This window comes from Parabacteroides sp. MSK.9.14 (genome assembly GCF_019041495.1).
Classification (GTDB): domain Bacteria; phylum Bacteroidota; class Bacteroidia; order Bacteroidales; family Tannerellaceae; genus Parabacteroides; species Parabacteroides merdae.
On record NZ_JAHPXO010000037.1, the window covers coordinates 19,561 to 34,979 of the forward strand.

Sequence of the window (15,419 nt, forward strand, 5' to 3'; positions counted from 1 at the left end):
AAGAAGAGACTACTATGAATGCTAAGACAATGAGTGATAGAACTATCCAAAAAAAGAAAAGAATGATTGTAACCGGTGAGATGAAGCATTTTCTGGATCTAGTAGAGAATACATCTCAATGTATTTTTCTCACTGGTAAGGCTGGTACCGGCAAATCATCTCTACTGAGAATGCTACTTGCCAGGACATCAAAACAAATCGTGGTGGCCGCCCCTACCGGTGTTGCAGCTGTCAATGTGGGCGGTGTTACCCTGCATTCATTGTTTCAGTTGCCTTTTGGTCCATTCATTCCAAACATCGACCTGTTGGGATACACGCATGACGCTCTGCCTGCCTATAAATTTAGTTCAGAAAAGGCAGAGGTTCTTCAAAATATGGAGGTGCTTGTGATTGATGAAGTCTCTATGCTGAGAGCTGATGTACTGGATGCCATTAATGACGTGCTTTGCCATGTCCGTAATAATCCTCTTCCTTTTGGTGGTGTGCAGGTGGTGTTCATCGGCGATCTTTACCAGTTGCCGCCTGTAGTGAATAAAACGGAGTGGAAATTGCTCTCTTCTGTTTACCAAACTCCTTTTTTCTTCTCTTCAAAGGCTTTGGTGTTGACAGAATTGAGATTAGTCTGTCTGACTCACATTTTCCGTCAGACAGATGACAACTTCATTTCCCTTCTGAATGATGTTCGATGCGGTAAATTGTCAGATTCTTCACGTCGGTTACTGAACGCTTTGTATAAGCCTGGGATTGATGCATCTGAGTTGGAGGATGGTTTTGTAATGCTGACAACGCATAATGCCAAGGCAGACAAAGTGAATCAGGATAAACTGGATGAACTCTCTACACAACAGCAGGTGTTTACTGCCAGTGTCAAGGGAAATTTCAGCGCATCTGCAATGCCGGCTGAGTTCGAGCTGTGTCTGAAGATTGGAGCCAAAGTTATGTTTTTGGCAAATGATAACGAGGCACATCTCTATCATAATGGAAGCACAGGAGTCGTTGTCTCTTTCAAGAAGAATTCAGTATACGTGCGTCTTGATAGCAATGGTATTGAAATTGAAGTACTGCGCCACAAATGGGTCAACAACAAGTACGAGTATAATTCAACCTCAAAGATGATGGAGTTTGTTGAATGCGGATCATTCTCCCAGTTGCCCTTACGATTGGCGTGGGCAGTAACCATTCACAAGTCCCAAGGAATGACTTTTGACAAGCTTGTGGTAGATGCCAAGGCTTCATTTTCTCCGGGGCAGGTGTATGTGGCATTGTCCCGGGCTACAGGGACCAAGAACCTTACTCTTTCGTCCCCTATCCTACCCGAGACCCTTTCAGTTGACCCACAAATCTTAAACTTCTTTAATTCATATAGTTATGATGAACAGACAATGGATTAAATGGTGTAACTTTCGCAATCAAAATCTATTAACTTTTTAAACTATGAAATTATGAACAAGTGGTATTTAATTTTTAAAGCCAAAGACACAAACGGTAAGTTTTCCCGTTTCGGAGTCGAATGCGAGTCCAAAGATAAGGCACTATCCTTAGTAGATGTTGTTCAGTCCAAATATAACGTCATGTATAGCCGGGTATGCTGTCATCCGGTTATGTCCAATCTGAATATGGTTGATTTGAACTCTAAGTGTTTGTTACCGTTAAGATAATATTTATGTTCTCTGAGGAGCTGGTGTGTGAACATAGGCTTCTTTTTAATATGAATGATTATGGATAATGTTTTAGTATGCTTTTTGGTCGTTCTGGGTGCAACCTACCTGCTTCGTTTGGGGTTTACCTTATTCAGGAACATTCTTTCCTTGCTTGCAAAGATTGTTCTGTTTCTCAATCGGTATTTACTTAGGCGTTGATTGAAAAGCTTTTATTATAGATTATTGGTGTTCTATATGTGCAGAATTATAGGTAATTAAAACTCTACATTTCTATTATTGTATTATTCTGTATTACTACAATTCTCAATGGTATTTTTGGATATACTATAGTTCTAGGTTTACAGTTGATTGTAGTATTGAGGTTTTAGGTAATTGAAACACCTGTCGTTTGTTTACTCTGTAGTTTTAAGGAATCGGAGAACTGGGCAATCAAAACCCAGTTAACCTATAATACCCTCCCCTATCTTTCTTTCTGTTGTTACGTTGTTTTATAATTCTGTAATTGTAGATGCCTAGAGTTATAGGTAACTATAATATACATTATTCTGTGGTTATGGGGTAATGTAGTTTTAGGTAACTGAAAGCCTAGATGTGCAAGATGCTATTAGTTATATAATCTGGGAGTATTGTTGTTTTAGTGTCCTGGACGTCTTGGTTTCTGAGGTTCTATATATATGAAGTAATATAGTTGTAGGTATATTGTGTTCTGGGTAACTATAACTCTATAATATTGAAATTGCTTTTATTTTGTGTTGTAGGGTTCTGAAATCCTAAGGTTTTAGATGACTGTTGTTCTGAGGTTGTGGTTTTCTGTTTTTATATTTATAAAGATTTAGGTATTTGTAGTATTAAGAATTTGGTGTATTGTTTGCATAGCTTATTGGGATTATAGCGTTATAATGCCATGATGTTATAGGTAATCAGTGATATAGGTGAATAGTATTCTGTATGTCTGTATGTTTAAGGTTGTAATCATTCAGTGATTTATACTTCTAAAACTCTATTGATATAAGGCAATAGGTTTTAGGTGACTGGGGTACTATGGTTTTATTAACCCAATATTCTGAATGTTTAATATGCGGTTGTTTTGTTTGTCTAGGTTTCTGATATTATAGGATAATGGGTGAAGGGAACAATGGTAATATAGGGAACTGAAACGCTATATCATCAGCAATCTAGTGATATAGATTTTCGAGTGTTTGTTTTGCTGTTTTGGTGGTGTGGCTTTCTATATGATTGGTGATATGGTGTTGTGGTGGCTCAGGTAAACAGGGTTATAGATAATCAAAACTTAATGGTATTGTTTGTTCATAATTTTGGATCGTTGGATTCTTGTCGGGGTGGGGGCTTTTTTAGTGGATTGGAGTGGTTGTTGAAGTTGTATTTGGATTCTGATGTTGCAAGTGATTAAGAAATTGTGTTGTTTTGGATATGTGTTTAGATATTTAGATACTTCGTTTTATATTTAACATGTGGCGCTTATTGCTAAATGGCAATGATTGATTTGTGGTTTTTGTATTATGGAGTTATGGGTAATCAAAACTCTGGTGGTATAGATATCCAAGGATATAGAGTGTTGATGTTGTAGAAATATAAAGTTTTAGAATATTATAGTATTAAAAATATGGATAATTATTTGTCTGTTTGCTTAAAACTTTGTATCTTTGATACGTTGAATTTCTAACGTTTTTTTATCAATGACAAAAGTAATATCTGTATTAAATTACAAGGGTGGGGTAGGGAAGTCTACCACAGCCTATAATTTGGGGGTGGCACTGTGGATCTTGGGCAAGAAGGTGTTGCTGATTGACACTGACGCACAGTGTAACTTATCTGCCCTCTTAGGGTTTGACCAGACCGAAGGCGACAGTACCTTTTATGAATGGATGGACAAAGATGACGCTCAGATACCCCTATATTGTTTGTATGACGGACTGTCATATATCCCGGCCTCCAAGTCTCTAAGTGCCTTAGAAGGGACTTTGTATAGCAAAAGAAGTCGCGAACGGATTTTGGCCAAGAAACTTGCTCCGTATTTACAAGCGAACGAAAATGGGGAGTGTCTGTTCGATTATGTTTTGATTGATTGCGCTCCCAAGGAAGGAGTCGTTAATGACAACGTGATGACAGTGAGTGATAGCGTGCTAATACCCATCGAATGTAGTGGTTTCTCTTTGCAAGGTATGCAAAATCTGCTGCTTTCCATTAGAGACATTTCTGAGAACACCAACGAAAAGCTGGACATCCTTGGTTTCTTAATGGTAAAATACGACAAGCAGACCCGCATTACCCGACAAGTTTTGCAATATTTCGAATCCAATTACCCGAACAAAGTGCTTAAAACAAAAATCCGCAAAAATATCAAATTTGACGAAAGCCCCTTGGCACATCAAGGTATCTTTGAATATGCTCCAGATTCAAATGGTGCACAGGACTACATGTCTCTGGCTGAAGAGTTGACCGGACAGGAGCGTCCAGCAGATTGGCAGTCTAAGGCAGTTAACGCATGGAATAACAATAATGAGTCATATAACTAAAACCAGGAGGAAAACATATGGCGAAAAAGAATAAACCTTTAAATGTGGGTGGATTCATGCAGGAAGTAAAGAATAATCAGCCCACCAAGAATGAAGAATTTCCTGAAAAGAATAAGGAAGTTACAGTTCCGGAATCTACACAGTCTTCTGTTGTAGATGACGGCGGGCGCAAGCTAGATCCGGTTGTACAGCCCGTAGAAGAGATGTCGGCTCAGGAAACCAAACCCGAAAGCAAGAAAGTATCTCGTGATTCGCAAGCTGATGTTGCCAAAGAACGTAAATCAACGCAAATCAAAAAACAGCTTGGAGGCAGACCTACGAAAGTCACTCAAAGAAATATTAAGCAGGTCTTTAAAGTAGATGCACAATCATCTACTGATTTGATGATGATAAAAGCCATCAACAGGATTGACGTTCAGGATGTAGTTTTCACTGCTGTCCAAGAATTCCTGGCGAAGTATTATACAAGAGGGCTTGGTCTCAGTAATGATGCGATAGAAAGAATTACCGAGATTACAGAAAAGTACGATGTTTAGTCCAAAGGAAAGAAGGGTAGGAGAGAGTCATTTATCTTCTACCTTTTTCTTTTTCTTTTCGCATACTTTGAATCGTTGATGTGTAAATGCCAAGGAAACGGTGTCTGGAGTCATTTATGTCCCGCCTGAGGTGTTTTCTTGCCCTGGGCAATCTTTGCCTCGCTAAAGTCTTTTTTCGTGTCCTGAGGCTTCTATTTGCGTTGATCTTATTTCTGCTCAATCCTATACATACCTGTTCGCGGAATCCGACCCCGAATTCCTGTTGTTTTCCCTTCTGGGTAGATTTGCTTTAAAACCCGGCAAAGCCTTGTATGTGAGATTGGCTACGATGAAATGGTTGCCAAAATTAAAGATGTACAGAAGCCCGCTCTTTGATACTCCATCTAAAATGCTCCGGATGGAGCAGCGAATCAAAAGCCTTCGATAGAAAGTCAAAAAGTCAATCCGGTTTTCAGTGGGCAACATAGCCGTCCCTGGGAATCGGATCTTTCTTTTATCAAAATGTCGTTTCGGAGCCTTACCACCAGGCTTCCGTTATATTTACCTTATAGTTTTGCCATCTGAAACAATTTCGCTGAAATGGACAGTCCTCATGTATAAATGTAGGTTTATAATTTTAGATTTTTGTTTCTGGAATTATTTGATAAACACAACCCATTCTACGATATTCACCTGTATACTTGTTCGGTCGCACGCCTGTGCACTTGTTCAGTTGCACACCTGATCTATTTTTGTACTTTTTTAAGTTGATTCTTATGTTAATATTCAAATAATCAATGAAATAAATTATTGTTTTAGTTTTTGGTAATTAACACGGATTATGGAATGGCGGTCGTATTTAATTCGTGTTAACATAATAGTGATTCTCTTTATTCCTTTTTCATTTGTTGGCGTTTTGCTTAAATAATCAGAGCGAATTAAAAATCGGTCATATGATTTGTAATAATAAAAAGCAGGTTTTTATGGGAGGGAGTCCTAAAGCAAAGAGCACGGATTTTACCCCTGCATTTTTCCTATTGCAAGATGTGTTTCTGTATATACCGAAATCAAACCTACCGCTTTGAATTCTGTATATACAGAAACTCTTGGTGCCTTCAGCACTTGAAAAGGCTCCAGAGTCGCCTTTTATTTTGATATTCGTAAATAGTTCGTAACTTTGCATAAACCAATCAATTTGACTATGGATTTTAAAAAAGCGGGCCGTCCTAAGGCTTCAAAAGAAGAAAAGAGAGACAAAAAGATTCTCTTAAAATTAACCGTCGCTGAATACGATGCCTTACAAAATAAAGCGCAAGGCTTTATCTCTGTTAGTGATTTTATTCGGACTAGAATTTTCTACAACTCAACTTTTCAGCAGGTTCAACCAGAGGAATTCATAAAGATTTTGAAGCAGTATCTTGATATTTTAGCCGAAACAAAAGCGGCTATGTCTGAAAGTTTATCGGAAATAAAGAGGCATATAAACGATGGTGATGACTCCTTGAAAGATACTTTTTCTGCTATGATGGAACAGTTTAAATGGCAGGTCAAAGTAGAAAAGGAAATTGCCACTTATATGCAACGGATGCTGAAAGCCGGTCGTAAATCTAAGAATATAAGCTAGGGTAGGGGAGTACCCTAGCTTATATTCAGCAGCTTTTATCGTTCAACCAACCGGGCATGGAAGTCGTTTATGATCTTCTTCATTTCATCAGATAAATAGCCTAACGCTTCAATTTTCATCCATTCAGGAATGTCCTAAATGGTTTCGGCCATACTGCCTACAATGGTCCCTAATGTATCTGCATCGACTCCTAAACTAACAACTGTCTGATTGCATCTTCAAAATTGTGGCTATGCATGATTATCCAGAGAGCTACAGGTACAGTCCCTTGGCATGTTTCATCAAATAGGTTTCTGTATTCTGATAGATTCAACTGAAACTCTTTGGGGTTTTCGTAATACAGGCTGATAGCTTGATGTAATACATTGTCCCGAAGAATTTCCGGCGTTATGTTTTTTCTGGATTCTGATGTCCAGTATCGAGCATCCCTGGATATGCCGATTGCATTGGTAAAGGGTTGTTATAATCTTCCTCAAAAATGGAAGAACTTTTCTGTTCTTGACAAAAAAGATATTGATGGAGTAATGATAGGAGATTTTAGAAACGGAGTGGTTAAGATATATTTCTTTGATTAATCACCCATAACTCAATAATAAAAGAACTGAGCCTTGGGCGGCTTTGTAAAACCCATATTCATATGAGCGATTTTAAATCATGCCTGATTGAAGAACATGCACAACTTGAAGAAAAGCTGAACAAGCTGAATGATTTCAATCAAAGCGAAAAGGTCAATGCGATTGATCCGGCACAGAAGTATCTTTTGCTTGTACAGGCCGGAGCGATGTACACCTATAACGAGTGCTTGAAAGCCAGATTGGAACGGTTGTAATTGTGCTGCAGGATAGTCTGAGAGCTATCCCGCACTAATAACTAAATATAAATGAGTCGAAATAGCTCATTTCACGAAATAATTGGCTAACACCACTATTAGTAAGGATGTCGTGGATCACGACGCCCTATGGCTTACTATTGCATCCCCAGGATTGACATAACGAAAGAATAAGAAGATCTGAGCCTAAATAGCTCAAATCAATTATATTTTTATGTTTTCTAACATGTGAAATAATTAGATAAACGCTTGCGCATATCACAAATATGTGATATATTTGCAGTGTCAATAATTAATCAAGAGTGGCGGCAACACTATAAATGCGGCAGAGAATTATGAAAGCAATAGCAGTACCAACATTAGAACAAGCCATTGAGCTTGTTCATACAGGCAAAATTCACGATTTCAACTTTGAGATAAACGGCTGGAATGCCAAATTGAATGGGTTTGAATATGTCGTTAACGGGACGACATACAATGTCCCTGAATTAAGAAAGATATCTCCGGATACCAATCGAGAAGCCGATAGGCTGGAAGCACATATTGCCAAACAATATGTGGCTTATATGGAGAGACAAAAGGCAGCTCCTTACGTGAAAGCAGTAGAAAACCTTATAAATAGAAAATACAGAAAATATGGAAAATAAAACAAGCGTACTGTCCAACTTCGGACGGTATATGGCAATTGCCGAATACCTTATTTACAGTCGCGATTGTGAATGTTACTGGTTAGATTTTACAGCTCTGGCACTTACGCAACCAACTATTTTCTTTGTCAAAACGATAAAGAAAATACATGAAAATCGTACCCCAAGAAGGAAGTTTTTTAATACTTCGGAAGGTGTTGTGCATAAATATCGAGACGTAAATGATATATTGGCAGAAATAGTAGGCTCCTTCCCAGCGGAAGGATTACCGACTCGGTTTACATTGGATGAGCAATCAACAATCATGATTAACTACCATAAGCAAAAAAGCGAATTGTATGAAACTGTTAACAAATAAAATAGAAGGCGATTACGAGTTGGGCGAACACGTGACATCGCTTTACGCTGCATATCTCGATATAGACGAAGATAAGGTGATTTACATCTTTGATGAGTCCAACAAACCGGAAGAACATTTTGACTTTTTAGCGAAAATGGATATCACCCACCCCTATATTATGTCCGGCAATACAGAGGAGTGGAAAAGTGACTTTATCATCATGTTTAAAAAAGAATTATTAAAAAAAGGGCTTTGTAAAGAGAATGCCTCTGGATCTTTATTTGCCCTGTCCGATTCGGACTCCCAACGCATGCGTATTGGGCAACGTATAGCACAATTGCGAAAAGAAGCAGGGATGTCTCAGGCTGAATTGGCTGAAAAAATAGGGACAAAGCAACATGCTATCACTCGAATAGAGAAGGGGGCTTTTAATATCGGATTTGACACATTGCAGTCTATCGCCGAAGTTTTCGGCTTAAGGATTGATTTTATAAAATAAACTTTATATATTTGCCAAGTATACTACCATATGTAGTATGGTTAACAAATTATAAAATGCCTGGGTAGTGATTATTCGGGCATTTTTTCGGCCTTGTTTTTACTATGTTTTGCCACACATTATACATACAGCATAATATAGCCCTGATTATCAAAGTAAAAGCCCACCTATTACTAATAGTGGGTAACAAAATAGTAACAAAAAAAACGAAGAAATCGCTTTGCGGTGGGCTTCATGTGCAAAGGTAACAAAAGCTCTCTAACCATAAAAGCAAAACTGGCGAAAAGAAGAATACTGTTTTTCTTTTCGCCAGCATATATAATTTGCTGTCAATAGAAATTAGTTTAGTCCGTTTTGGATATATAGACAAAAACACAAACTAAACTTGTGTTTATAATAACTTTTTCAACTTATCTATGACATATCTTCCAATGCAGAGAACTTTGAATGATTTAGGTAACAGATATTTGGATGTTTTAATTAGAATGTCCCTTTTTTACACCTAATATCTATCTAAGAAATCTTACTTTTGTTTGATAATTAAAACAGAATGGAGAAAATTCAAGTAATACAACCTACCAAATTGCTCGCTCCTTATATAAAGCAATATTGGCTTTTAAGGATAGATGATGTAAAGCAAGGCTTTCAACGTTCTATCCCGGCAGGTTGTGTAGCACTTGTTTTTCATAAAGGGAACAAAATTATTTCTTCTTTTCATAAGGGAACGCAGCCACATTACAAATAGGGTAAATTTCAATAATGGATTGTTTTGATGAAAAAAACTCTTCAATATTTAGACTTACTGACATAGGGCTGTCATAGAAGACGCTATCTTTGTATCAAAAAGTATTCAACTTAATATTATAGAATATGAAAAGATTATTTTTATGCTCATCATTTGCTGATGTTGCTAATCTATTTGTCGATTGTGCCAAAGAAGATTTGCAAGGGAAAATTATAGCTTTTATACCAACTGCAAGCCTTACAGAACCAATACGATTCTATGTAAAAAAGGGGAAAAAGGCTTTAGAAGAAGCAGGAATGATTGTTGAAGAAGTCGAGATTACCCAACTGCCCAAAGAGGAAATATCTTCTATATTACATAAATGCGATTATATCTACATAACAGGTGGAAATACATTTTTCCTTTTGCAAGAGTTAAAAAGAAAAGGTGTTGATAAAATTATATCTAAACAAGTGAAATTGGGTAAACTGTATATTGGGGAATCTGCCGGAGCAATAATAGCCTCTCCCGATGCAGAATATATGAGAAGTGTGAATTTTGATCCAATAGAAAAGGCTCCTGAATTGAAAGACTGTACTTCTTTAGATTTGGTCGATTTTTATACGATTCCCCATTATGGAAATTTTCCATTCAAGAAAAAAGGTGAAAAGATAGTTCAACTATATAATGAGAAGTTGCAGCTTATTCCTATAAGTAATAAACAAGCTGTTATTATTGAAGATTCAAATATTCAAATTAAAGATGCAAAATGAATAGAATAGACCGTATTTCTGCTATATTGATTCAGTTACAATCGCACTCGTTAGTGAAAGCACAGCAAATTTCAGAACGTTTTAATATAAGCATTCGCACTGTATATCGAGATATAAGAACATTGGAAGAGGCAGGCATTCCTATCATAGGAAATCCCGGTATTGGTTATTCACTTGCAGAAGGATTCAAATTATCTCCTCTAATGTTTACTCAAAAAGAGGCTTTGTCCTTTTTGATTGCAGAGAAATTAGTACATGAACTAACTGATTCAAATAGCAACGAACATTATAAGTCTGGAATAGAAAAGATTAGGTCTGTCATGCGTTTTGCAGACAAAAATATGTTAGAAACAATGGAAAAGTGCATGTCTGTATTGGATACTTATAAATCATCGACCTATAAACCTGATATTCTTTTACTTATTTTACAAAGTATATACCAAAAAAGAATTATTGAAATATCTTATTTGGGAAGTAATGCGTTAAGTGTTTCAGAACGAAAGATTGAAGCTGTTGGAATTTTCTTTTCGAGAACTAACTGGTATCTAATAGGCTTTTATCTTCCCAAAGAAATCTATCTTACATTTCGGATAGATAGAATTCAAAAAATGCACATTCTTAATGAATTACAATCACGGGAGCATCCTCCTTTGGAAAAATTCATACGCGAGTTTTACGATAAAGAAAAATTACATGAAATCGTTATAAGAATAGAAAAGAATAAAACCTCCATAATGAATGATGATAAATATTATTACGGATTAACATCTGAGAAAGAGATAGGGGATATGTTTGAACTTCATTTTCTAACATTTTCAATCAGTAAGTTTGCACATTGGTATCTGTCTTTTGCAGATAGTGCAACTATAATAAGACCAGATTCTTTAAAATATGAAGTTAAAAATATTATCAATAACATTTCTATTTGATTGCTGCCAAATAGTATTTTTAATCGACTCAATGAAAAAAATATTCGACCAAAGATTTTTCCGCTTATTGTCGGAATGCTCACAACGTAAAGTGTCTGCATCTGAATTTGCAGAAGCTATCGAAGAATTGGCGACCCATGTAGCCAATTTTAGTATCAATGAGCAGGATTACAACGTTTTACTACGTTATTTTTCCTTTGGTTTGCACCGTCTTAAATCGTATCGTGTACGGTTTGAGCAAGAAAAAAATGCCCCATCTGCATCTAATTGATGAAGCGATAGGACTTTTGAACACTGAAATACGCCTTATCGAGTGGCGCATCAAATACCCGGAACAGCTACAGCAACGTATCAACAAACAGCCCCTTTCCCCTCTCTATCTCGCAGACAAGACAACCCTTATCAACATCATGGAAATGGTAAGCGGTCTGTTCCTCTCCAAAAACATCGTGTATCAGAACGGCAAGCCCGCCTACTTGGTGGACTTGGCGAAAGCCTTTGAATGGCTGTTCAACATCAAGATAGGCGACTGTTACCAAAAACATGAGGACGTGATAAAACGAAAGCCGGGCAAACTGACCGGGTTTCTTAATGGATTGGTAGAACTTATCAAAAAGGAACATGACAAGAAAGGATATAGATAATCAGTGACTTATGATTTATTTATAGGGGATTCCATTAGTTCCCCCGTAATTTCTTTGCGCCTATTTTCTGAACTTTGCTTCATCAATTGATTGACAGACAAGAATGTATAATCAGAAAAATGAAGCAATCATGTATATAGACAATGACGATTTCAGCGTATGGATGCAGAAGCTGTACGCCAAGCTGGAAGAACTCTGCAAGGATGTACGGGTACTACGCAATGCGGACAAGGTACTACCCGAAGATGACAACCTATTGGATAATCAAGACTTGTGTTTATTATTCAAAGTAAGTATCAAAACTCTGCAACGCTACCGGGCTATCGGTGCGCTGCCTTACTTCACTATCAGCGGAAAAGTGTATTACAAGGCTTCCGATGTCCGGGAGTTTATTAAAGAACGGTTCAGCGTCACCACGCTACGCCAGTTCGAGAAAGAACACTGTACGAAGAAAAAGAAGTGAATCTGAAAAGCCGGAACGGTGAATGTACTTCATCTGTTCCGACTTTCCCTGCTTATGGCTTACCCAACTTATCGGCTTCTTTCTTTAGCTGTTCGGCTTGCTCATTCAACAGCCTTGCACGTTCCAGTGCTTCTGCCTGCTTTTGGATGCGATATTCAAAATCCATCACTGAATCGGTCAAACTTCGGATAAAACCGTTATCCCGTTGCCACTTGAACTTGTTTTCCAGCATATCAAAAGTTTCCCCGTCTGCCTGTCCTTGCATCAGCAAATAGCGGTATTTCATATCGTTGTCCTGCAACTGCTGCATACGTTCAGCCAAACGGACATTCAAGAATATGGAAACGGAACAGACGACCAGCACTGCCGAAAAAACAAACAATCCCGGACGAATCCAAGAAGTGACCTTGTTGTAAATCCGTTGATAGAACGGTAAGGGCGTAGCTTCCTCTTTATCCGTCTTGCAAGAGCCCAAAGTATCAATCATTACCTTGAAACAACGGTAAGTTTCCAATGTTATTTTCTTGGTGTCCTCTATGTTCTTCTGCTGACCTTGCATCCTGCTCCTTATGTCGTCAAGTTGGCTTTGAATAACCCGCAACTTTTCTTCGGGAACAGCCGAATTACTGTGCAGTTCCGACAACGCTTGTTCGATTGCTCCCAGCCGTTCGAGAGTTTCCTCCCGACTGGCTGGCGTTGCCTGTGCTTCCTGCTTCTCTTTCAGTTCCGTAACCATAGAGAGAAGCCCCTCTAAAATCAAATTATCTTCCATGTCTTTACAGTTTAAGTTGTTTTTTCTTTTTCTTCTTCTTTCTCAAATTAAAATTAGGTTCTTCATCCACTGGGGGAGAAGAAGCGGAAAACAGACCGAGCGAACCAGTTATCAACGGACTGTCAGCCTTGCCCGGTGCAAGTGCTTGCTCCCGAACGGGCGCGAAAGTTGTTTGCCGTTGGCTTCCGGCAACATTCATTCCTGCATACCCGAAACTTTGTCCAGTTTGGAAAAACTGAAACTCCGGTCTATCTCCGAACCCTTGAACGTGTATTCACCTTTGGAAAAGGATATGCCCTGTATCTCGTCGGTCTGTCCCTTTCGTTTGAACCGGACGGTAATACCCTTTTCTGCTAACCGCTCCTGTAACTGCTGCCAGTTACGGGATTTGCCGATTTCGTTCTTCACAGCCGTGTAAATCTCGTATTTCGACTTGTCCGGCTCTTTCAGTCGGTGCTGCTTTACCTGTTCTTTTCCACCAGCGAAATAAAGCCCGTGTTTGGCTTTCAGCTTCTTGCATACCTGTTCGTTACGGTACATATCGTTCCTGTCCGAAATGGTCTTGCCGTTATTGTCTATGCGGTTGAACACGATATGCACGTGCGGATGTTCCCGGTCTTGATGACGCACGATGATATACTGCGTATCGGTGATTTTCATTTCACGCATATACTCCTGCGCAAGTTGTACCATCTTCCCGTCTGTCAATTTGGGCGCATCCACTGTCGAATAACTTAACGCAATATGTCCGACAGGCTTCTTCAAATCGGGATTCATCCCGGTCTGCATACAGAAGCTGCGGATTATATCACCCCGGCTTTCAGTCAGAACCCCGTCCGCATGAAGCAAAACCGCCTGCTCCTTGCCAAGCACATAGTTCACACAGCCCTTAAAACCGCTTCCCTTTTTTATTTTTCCAATCATCCGACAAATGGTTTATGATTCCAATAATCCTGTTTTTGAGCTTCACCAGTTCCACCGCCACCAGTGCGAAACCTCCGGCATTCGCCCGGTGCGCCAACTGGTTGATGTTGTTGGCTTCCCCTGCCAGTTTGCGGATGGTGTCCGCATCCTGCCTGTTCAGCCGGGGTATGACCTCTGCCGAAACAACCGCCTGCCTTACATACTCACTGACACGCAACCCGGCTTCCCCGGCTCGCTTCCTGATGGCGTAATACTGCAACTCGGTCAGTTTCGTACTGACAACCCGTTGCTGCTTCTCTATCCGTTTCTTTGCCGGACGTCCCCCCGGCTTGTCCTTTATACTCGTCATGGTTTTTTACGTTTGAATGGTGTCTTAAAAATTGCGACCAACGGGAGAAATTTTCTTTGCGGTGAGCAAAGCAAGGTAGTTTCGGTTTACCGAAACATAACCTTGCTCTCCAAATAAACCGCCAGCCGTTGATAGTCCTGCCGGATTAAATGCCCCTGCCTCTCTTTTGTCTTGAGGCGGCACGTTGTCCGGTTTCCTGCTTCGTTTCCTGCACTTGGCTGGCTTCGTTTTTCTGTTCCTGCTTCCTGCCGCACAGATAATCGTTCAAGTCCGAATATCCCCTATAATTGTGCGAGAAGTCACGCACACGGTAGGAGTATTCCAATTCGATAGCCCGTGTCGCTTCATATCCAGCCTTGTCATTGTCAAGCATACAGTGGATGCGTTCATACGGGTACAGCACGTCAATGGCTTTCGGCACGTTGACAGTCGAATTAAGAATGACATAGTCCTGTCTGTCAAGGTCGGGCATGGTCGGGCAGTTCTTCATCCGGAGCGTGAGGAAAGAAAGATAGTCCATAAACCCCTCGAATACCAAACACTTCTCTCTCGGCTCTCCCTGCTGCCGTATATGGGTGATGTCTTTCGGGGCAATGCAGCCTTTGAAAAAGGAATTGCGAACCTCGTAACCTCCTGCCATGTTCGGGAAACCGATAGCAAAGAACGGTCTGCCGTTATTGGTAAAATGGAGTTCCTTACATTCTCTTTTTGCCAGTTCGACATTGATACCCCGTCCCTGCAAATAACGGAGCAATGCCGGATGGATAAGGTCACGGACTTCCAAATGCTGGAAGCTCGGTTCTGTCCTACGCTGGGGAAAAGAAAAACTGACCGGACGGACGTGCGGTGTCTGTTCCGCTATCCGGTTTAAAAGGTATGGCAAGCTGTCTGAACAATAGAGTTCCTTTGCCAGTGCGATGATGTTGCCGCCCTTGCCTGCGCCAAAGTCATACCAAAGGTTGCGGTCAGTGTTCACCTTGAAAGACGGTTCGTGTTCCTCCCTTAACGGTGATTTGTACCATAAACCGTTACCCTGCTGCTTGACAGGAGAGTAACCTAAACTGTGCAGATAGTCTGCGATGGGTATTTGTTTCACATCTTCGATGTTCATAACATTTTCTTTTTGGGGATTAAAAAATAGTTGAAAAGTGCACCAGTCCTGTTTAGTCCGTTATATATACACCCGTAC

At 39.5% G+C, this 15,419-nt stretch carries 17 protein-coding genes and 1 pseudogene; 14 read left to right on the top strand and 4 right to left on the bottom strand.

Annotation, left to right across the window (positions count from 1 at the left end; genetic code table 11):
• Positions 1-14: 14 nt before the first annotated feature.
• The 14 genes from KTG12_RS22165 (at position 15) to KTG12_RS17190 (ending at position 12,185) form a co-directional block, all read left to right on the top strand.
• The gene (locus KTG12_RS22165; RefSeq protein ID WP_216945486.1) at positions 15-1,391 is read left to right on the top strand and encodes an ATP-dependent RecD-like DNA helicase; all 1,377 of its coding nucleotides are present in this window, start codon (positions 15-17) and stop codon (positions 1,389-1,391) included.
• 1,967 nt (positions 1,392-3,358) lie between these two features.
• Complete coding sequence (locus KTG12_RS17140) at positions 3,359-4,198, top strand: ParA family protein (protein ID WP_075965666.1); 840 nt, start codon at positions 3,359-3,361, stop codon at positions 4,196-4,198.
• A 17-nt stretch (positions 4,199-4,215) separates the two neighbouring features.
• Positions 4,216-4,734 (top strand): hypothetical protein, encoded by a 519-nt coding sequence (locus KTG12_RS17145; protein ID WP_075965665.1) that lies wholly within the window; start codon positions 4,216-4,218, stop codon positions 4,732-4,734.
• A 1,180-nt stretch (positions 4,735-5,914) separates the two neighbouring features.
• Positions 5,915-6,337, top strand: coding sequence for a hypothetical protein (locus KTG12_RS17150; protein WP_075965664.1), 423 nt, complete (start codon positions 5,915-5,917; stop codon positions 6,335-6,337).
• Positions 6,338-6,974: 637 nt separating this feature from the next.
• A complete protein-coding gene (locus KTG12_RS17155) occupies positions 6,975-7,166 on the top strand; it encodes a hypothetical protein (protein WP_075965662.1) in 192 nt (63 codons plus the stop codon).
• Positions 7,167-7,501: 335 nt separating this feature from the next.
• A complete protein-coding gene (locus KTG12_RS17160) occupies positions 7,502-7,813 on the top strand; it encodes a hypothetical protein (protein ID WP_139322583.1) in 312 nt (103 codons plus the stop codon).
• On the top strand, positions 7,803-8,171 hold the full coding sequence (locus KTG12_RS17165) for a hypothetical protein (protein WP_216945487.1): 369 nt from the start codon (positions 7,803-7,805) through the stop codon (positions 8,169-8,171). Before KTG12_RS17160 ends, KTG12_RS17165 begins: the two co-directional genes overlap by 11 nt.
• Positions 8,152-8,652: a helix-turn-helix domain-containing protein gene (locus KTG12_RS21855; protein WP_227226048.1), complete on the top strand. Its 501-nt coding sequence runs from the start codon at positions 8,152-8,154 to the stop codon at positions 8,650-8,652. Before KTG12_RS17165 ends, KTG12_RS21855 begins: the two co-directional genes overlap by 20 nt.
• A gap of 550 nt (positions 8,653-9,202) precedes the next feature.
• Positions 9,203-9,397 carry a DUF6597 domain-containing transcriptional factor gene (locus KTG12_RS22325; RefSeq protein WP_049129949.1) on the top strand — a complete coding sequence of 65 codons (195 nt, stop codon included), beginning with the start codon at positions 9,203-9,205 and terminating at the stop codon, positions 9,395-9,397.
• Positions 9,398-9,522: 125 nt separating this feature from the next.
• Positions 9,523-10,149 carry a Type 1 glutamine amidotransferase-like domain-containing protein gene (locus tag KTG12_RS17175; RefSeq protein ID WP_004315354.1) on the top strand — a complete coding sequence of 209 codons (627 nt, stop codon included), beginning with the start codon at positions 9,523-9,525 and terminating at the stop codon, positions 10,147-10,149.
• Positions 10,146-11,078 carry a YafY family protein gene (locus KTG12_RS17180; RefSeq protein ID WP_004315355.1) on the top strand — a complete coding sequence of 311 codons (933 nt, stop codon included), beginning with the start codon at positions 10,146-10,148 and terminating at the stop codon, positions 11,076-11,078. Before KTG12_RS17175 ends, KTG12_RS17180 begins: the two co-directional genes overlap by 4 nt.
• Positions 11,079-11,109: 31 nt before the next feature.
• Positions 11,110-11,349 carry a hypothetical protein gene (locus KTG12_RS21860; RefSeq protein WP_004315356.1) on the top strand — a complete coding sequence of 80 codons (240 nt, stop codon included), beginning with the start codon at positions 11,110-11,112 and terminating at the stop codon, positions 11,347-11,349.
• Entirely contained in the window at positions 11,303-11,722 is a 420-nt protein-coding gene (locus KTG12_RS17185; RefSeq protein ID WP_008770715.1) for an RteC domain-containing protein, read from the top strand. The genes KTG12_RS21860 and KTG12_RS17185 overlap by 47 nt, the downstream gene beginning before the upstream one ends.
• A 130-nt stretch (positions 11,723-11,852) precedes the next feature.
• Complete coding sequence (locus tag KTG12_RS17190; RefSeq protein ID WP_008997282.1) at positions 11,853-12,185, top strand: helix-turn-helix domain-containing protein; 333 nt, start codon at positions 11,853-11,855, stop codon at positions 12,183-12,185.
• Between the two features lie 52 nt (positions 12,186-12,237).
• Here KTG12_RS17190 and KTG12_RS17195 read toward each other — a convergent pair whose 3' ends face one another.
• From KTG12_RS17195 to KTG12_RS17210, 4 genes and pseudogenes are all read right to left on the bottom strand, one after another.
• A complete protein-coding gene (locus tag KTG12_RS17195) occupies positions 12,238-12,957 on the bottom strand; it encodes a hypothetical protein (protein WP_103877822.1) in 720 nt (239 codons plus the stop codon).
• Positions 12,958-12,961: 4 nt separating this feature from the next.
• Positions 12,962-13,881, bottom strand: a pseudogene (locus KTG12_RS17200) (relaxase/mobilization nuclease domain-containing protein).
• Positions 13,847-14,230: a MobC family plasmid mobilization relaxosome protein gene (locus KTG12_RS17205; RefSeq protein WP_004315361.1), complete on the bottom strand. Its 384-nt coding sequence runs from the start codon at positions 14,228-14,230 to the stop codon at positions 13,847-13,849. Before KTG12_RS17205 ends, KTG12_RS17200 begins: the two are co-directional and overlap by 35 nt.
• Before the next feature lie 145 nt (positions 14,231-14,375).
• The gene (locus KTG12_RS17210) at positions 14,376-15,341 is read right to left on the bottom strand and encodes a toprim domain-containing protein (RefSeq protein ID WP_004315363.1); all 966 of its coding nucleotides are present in this window, start codon (positions 15,339-15,341) and stop codon (positions 14,376-14,378) included.
• Positions 15,342-15,419: the final 78 nt, after the last annotated feature.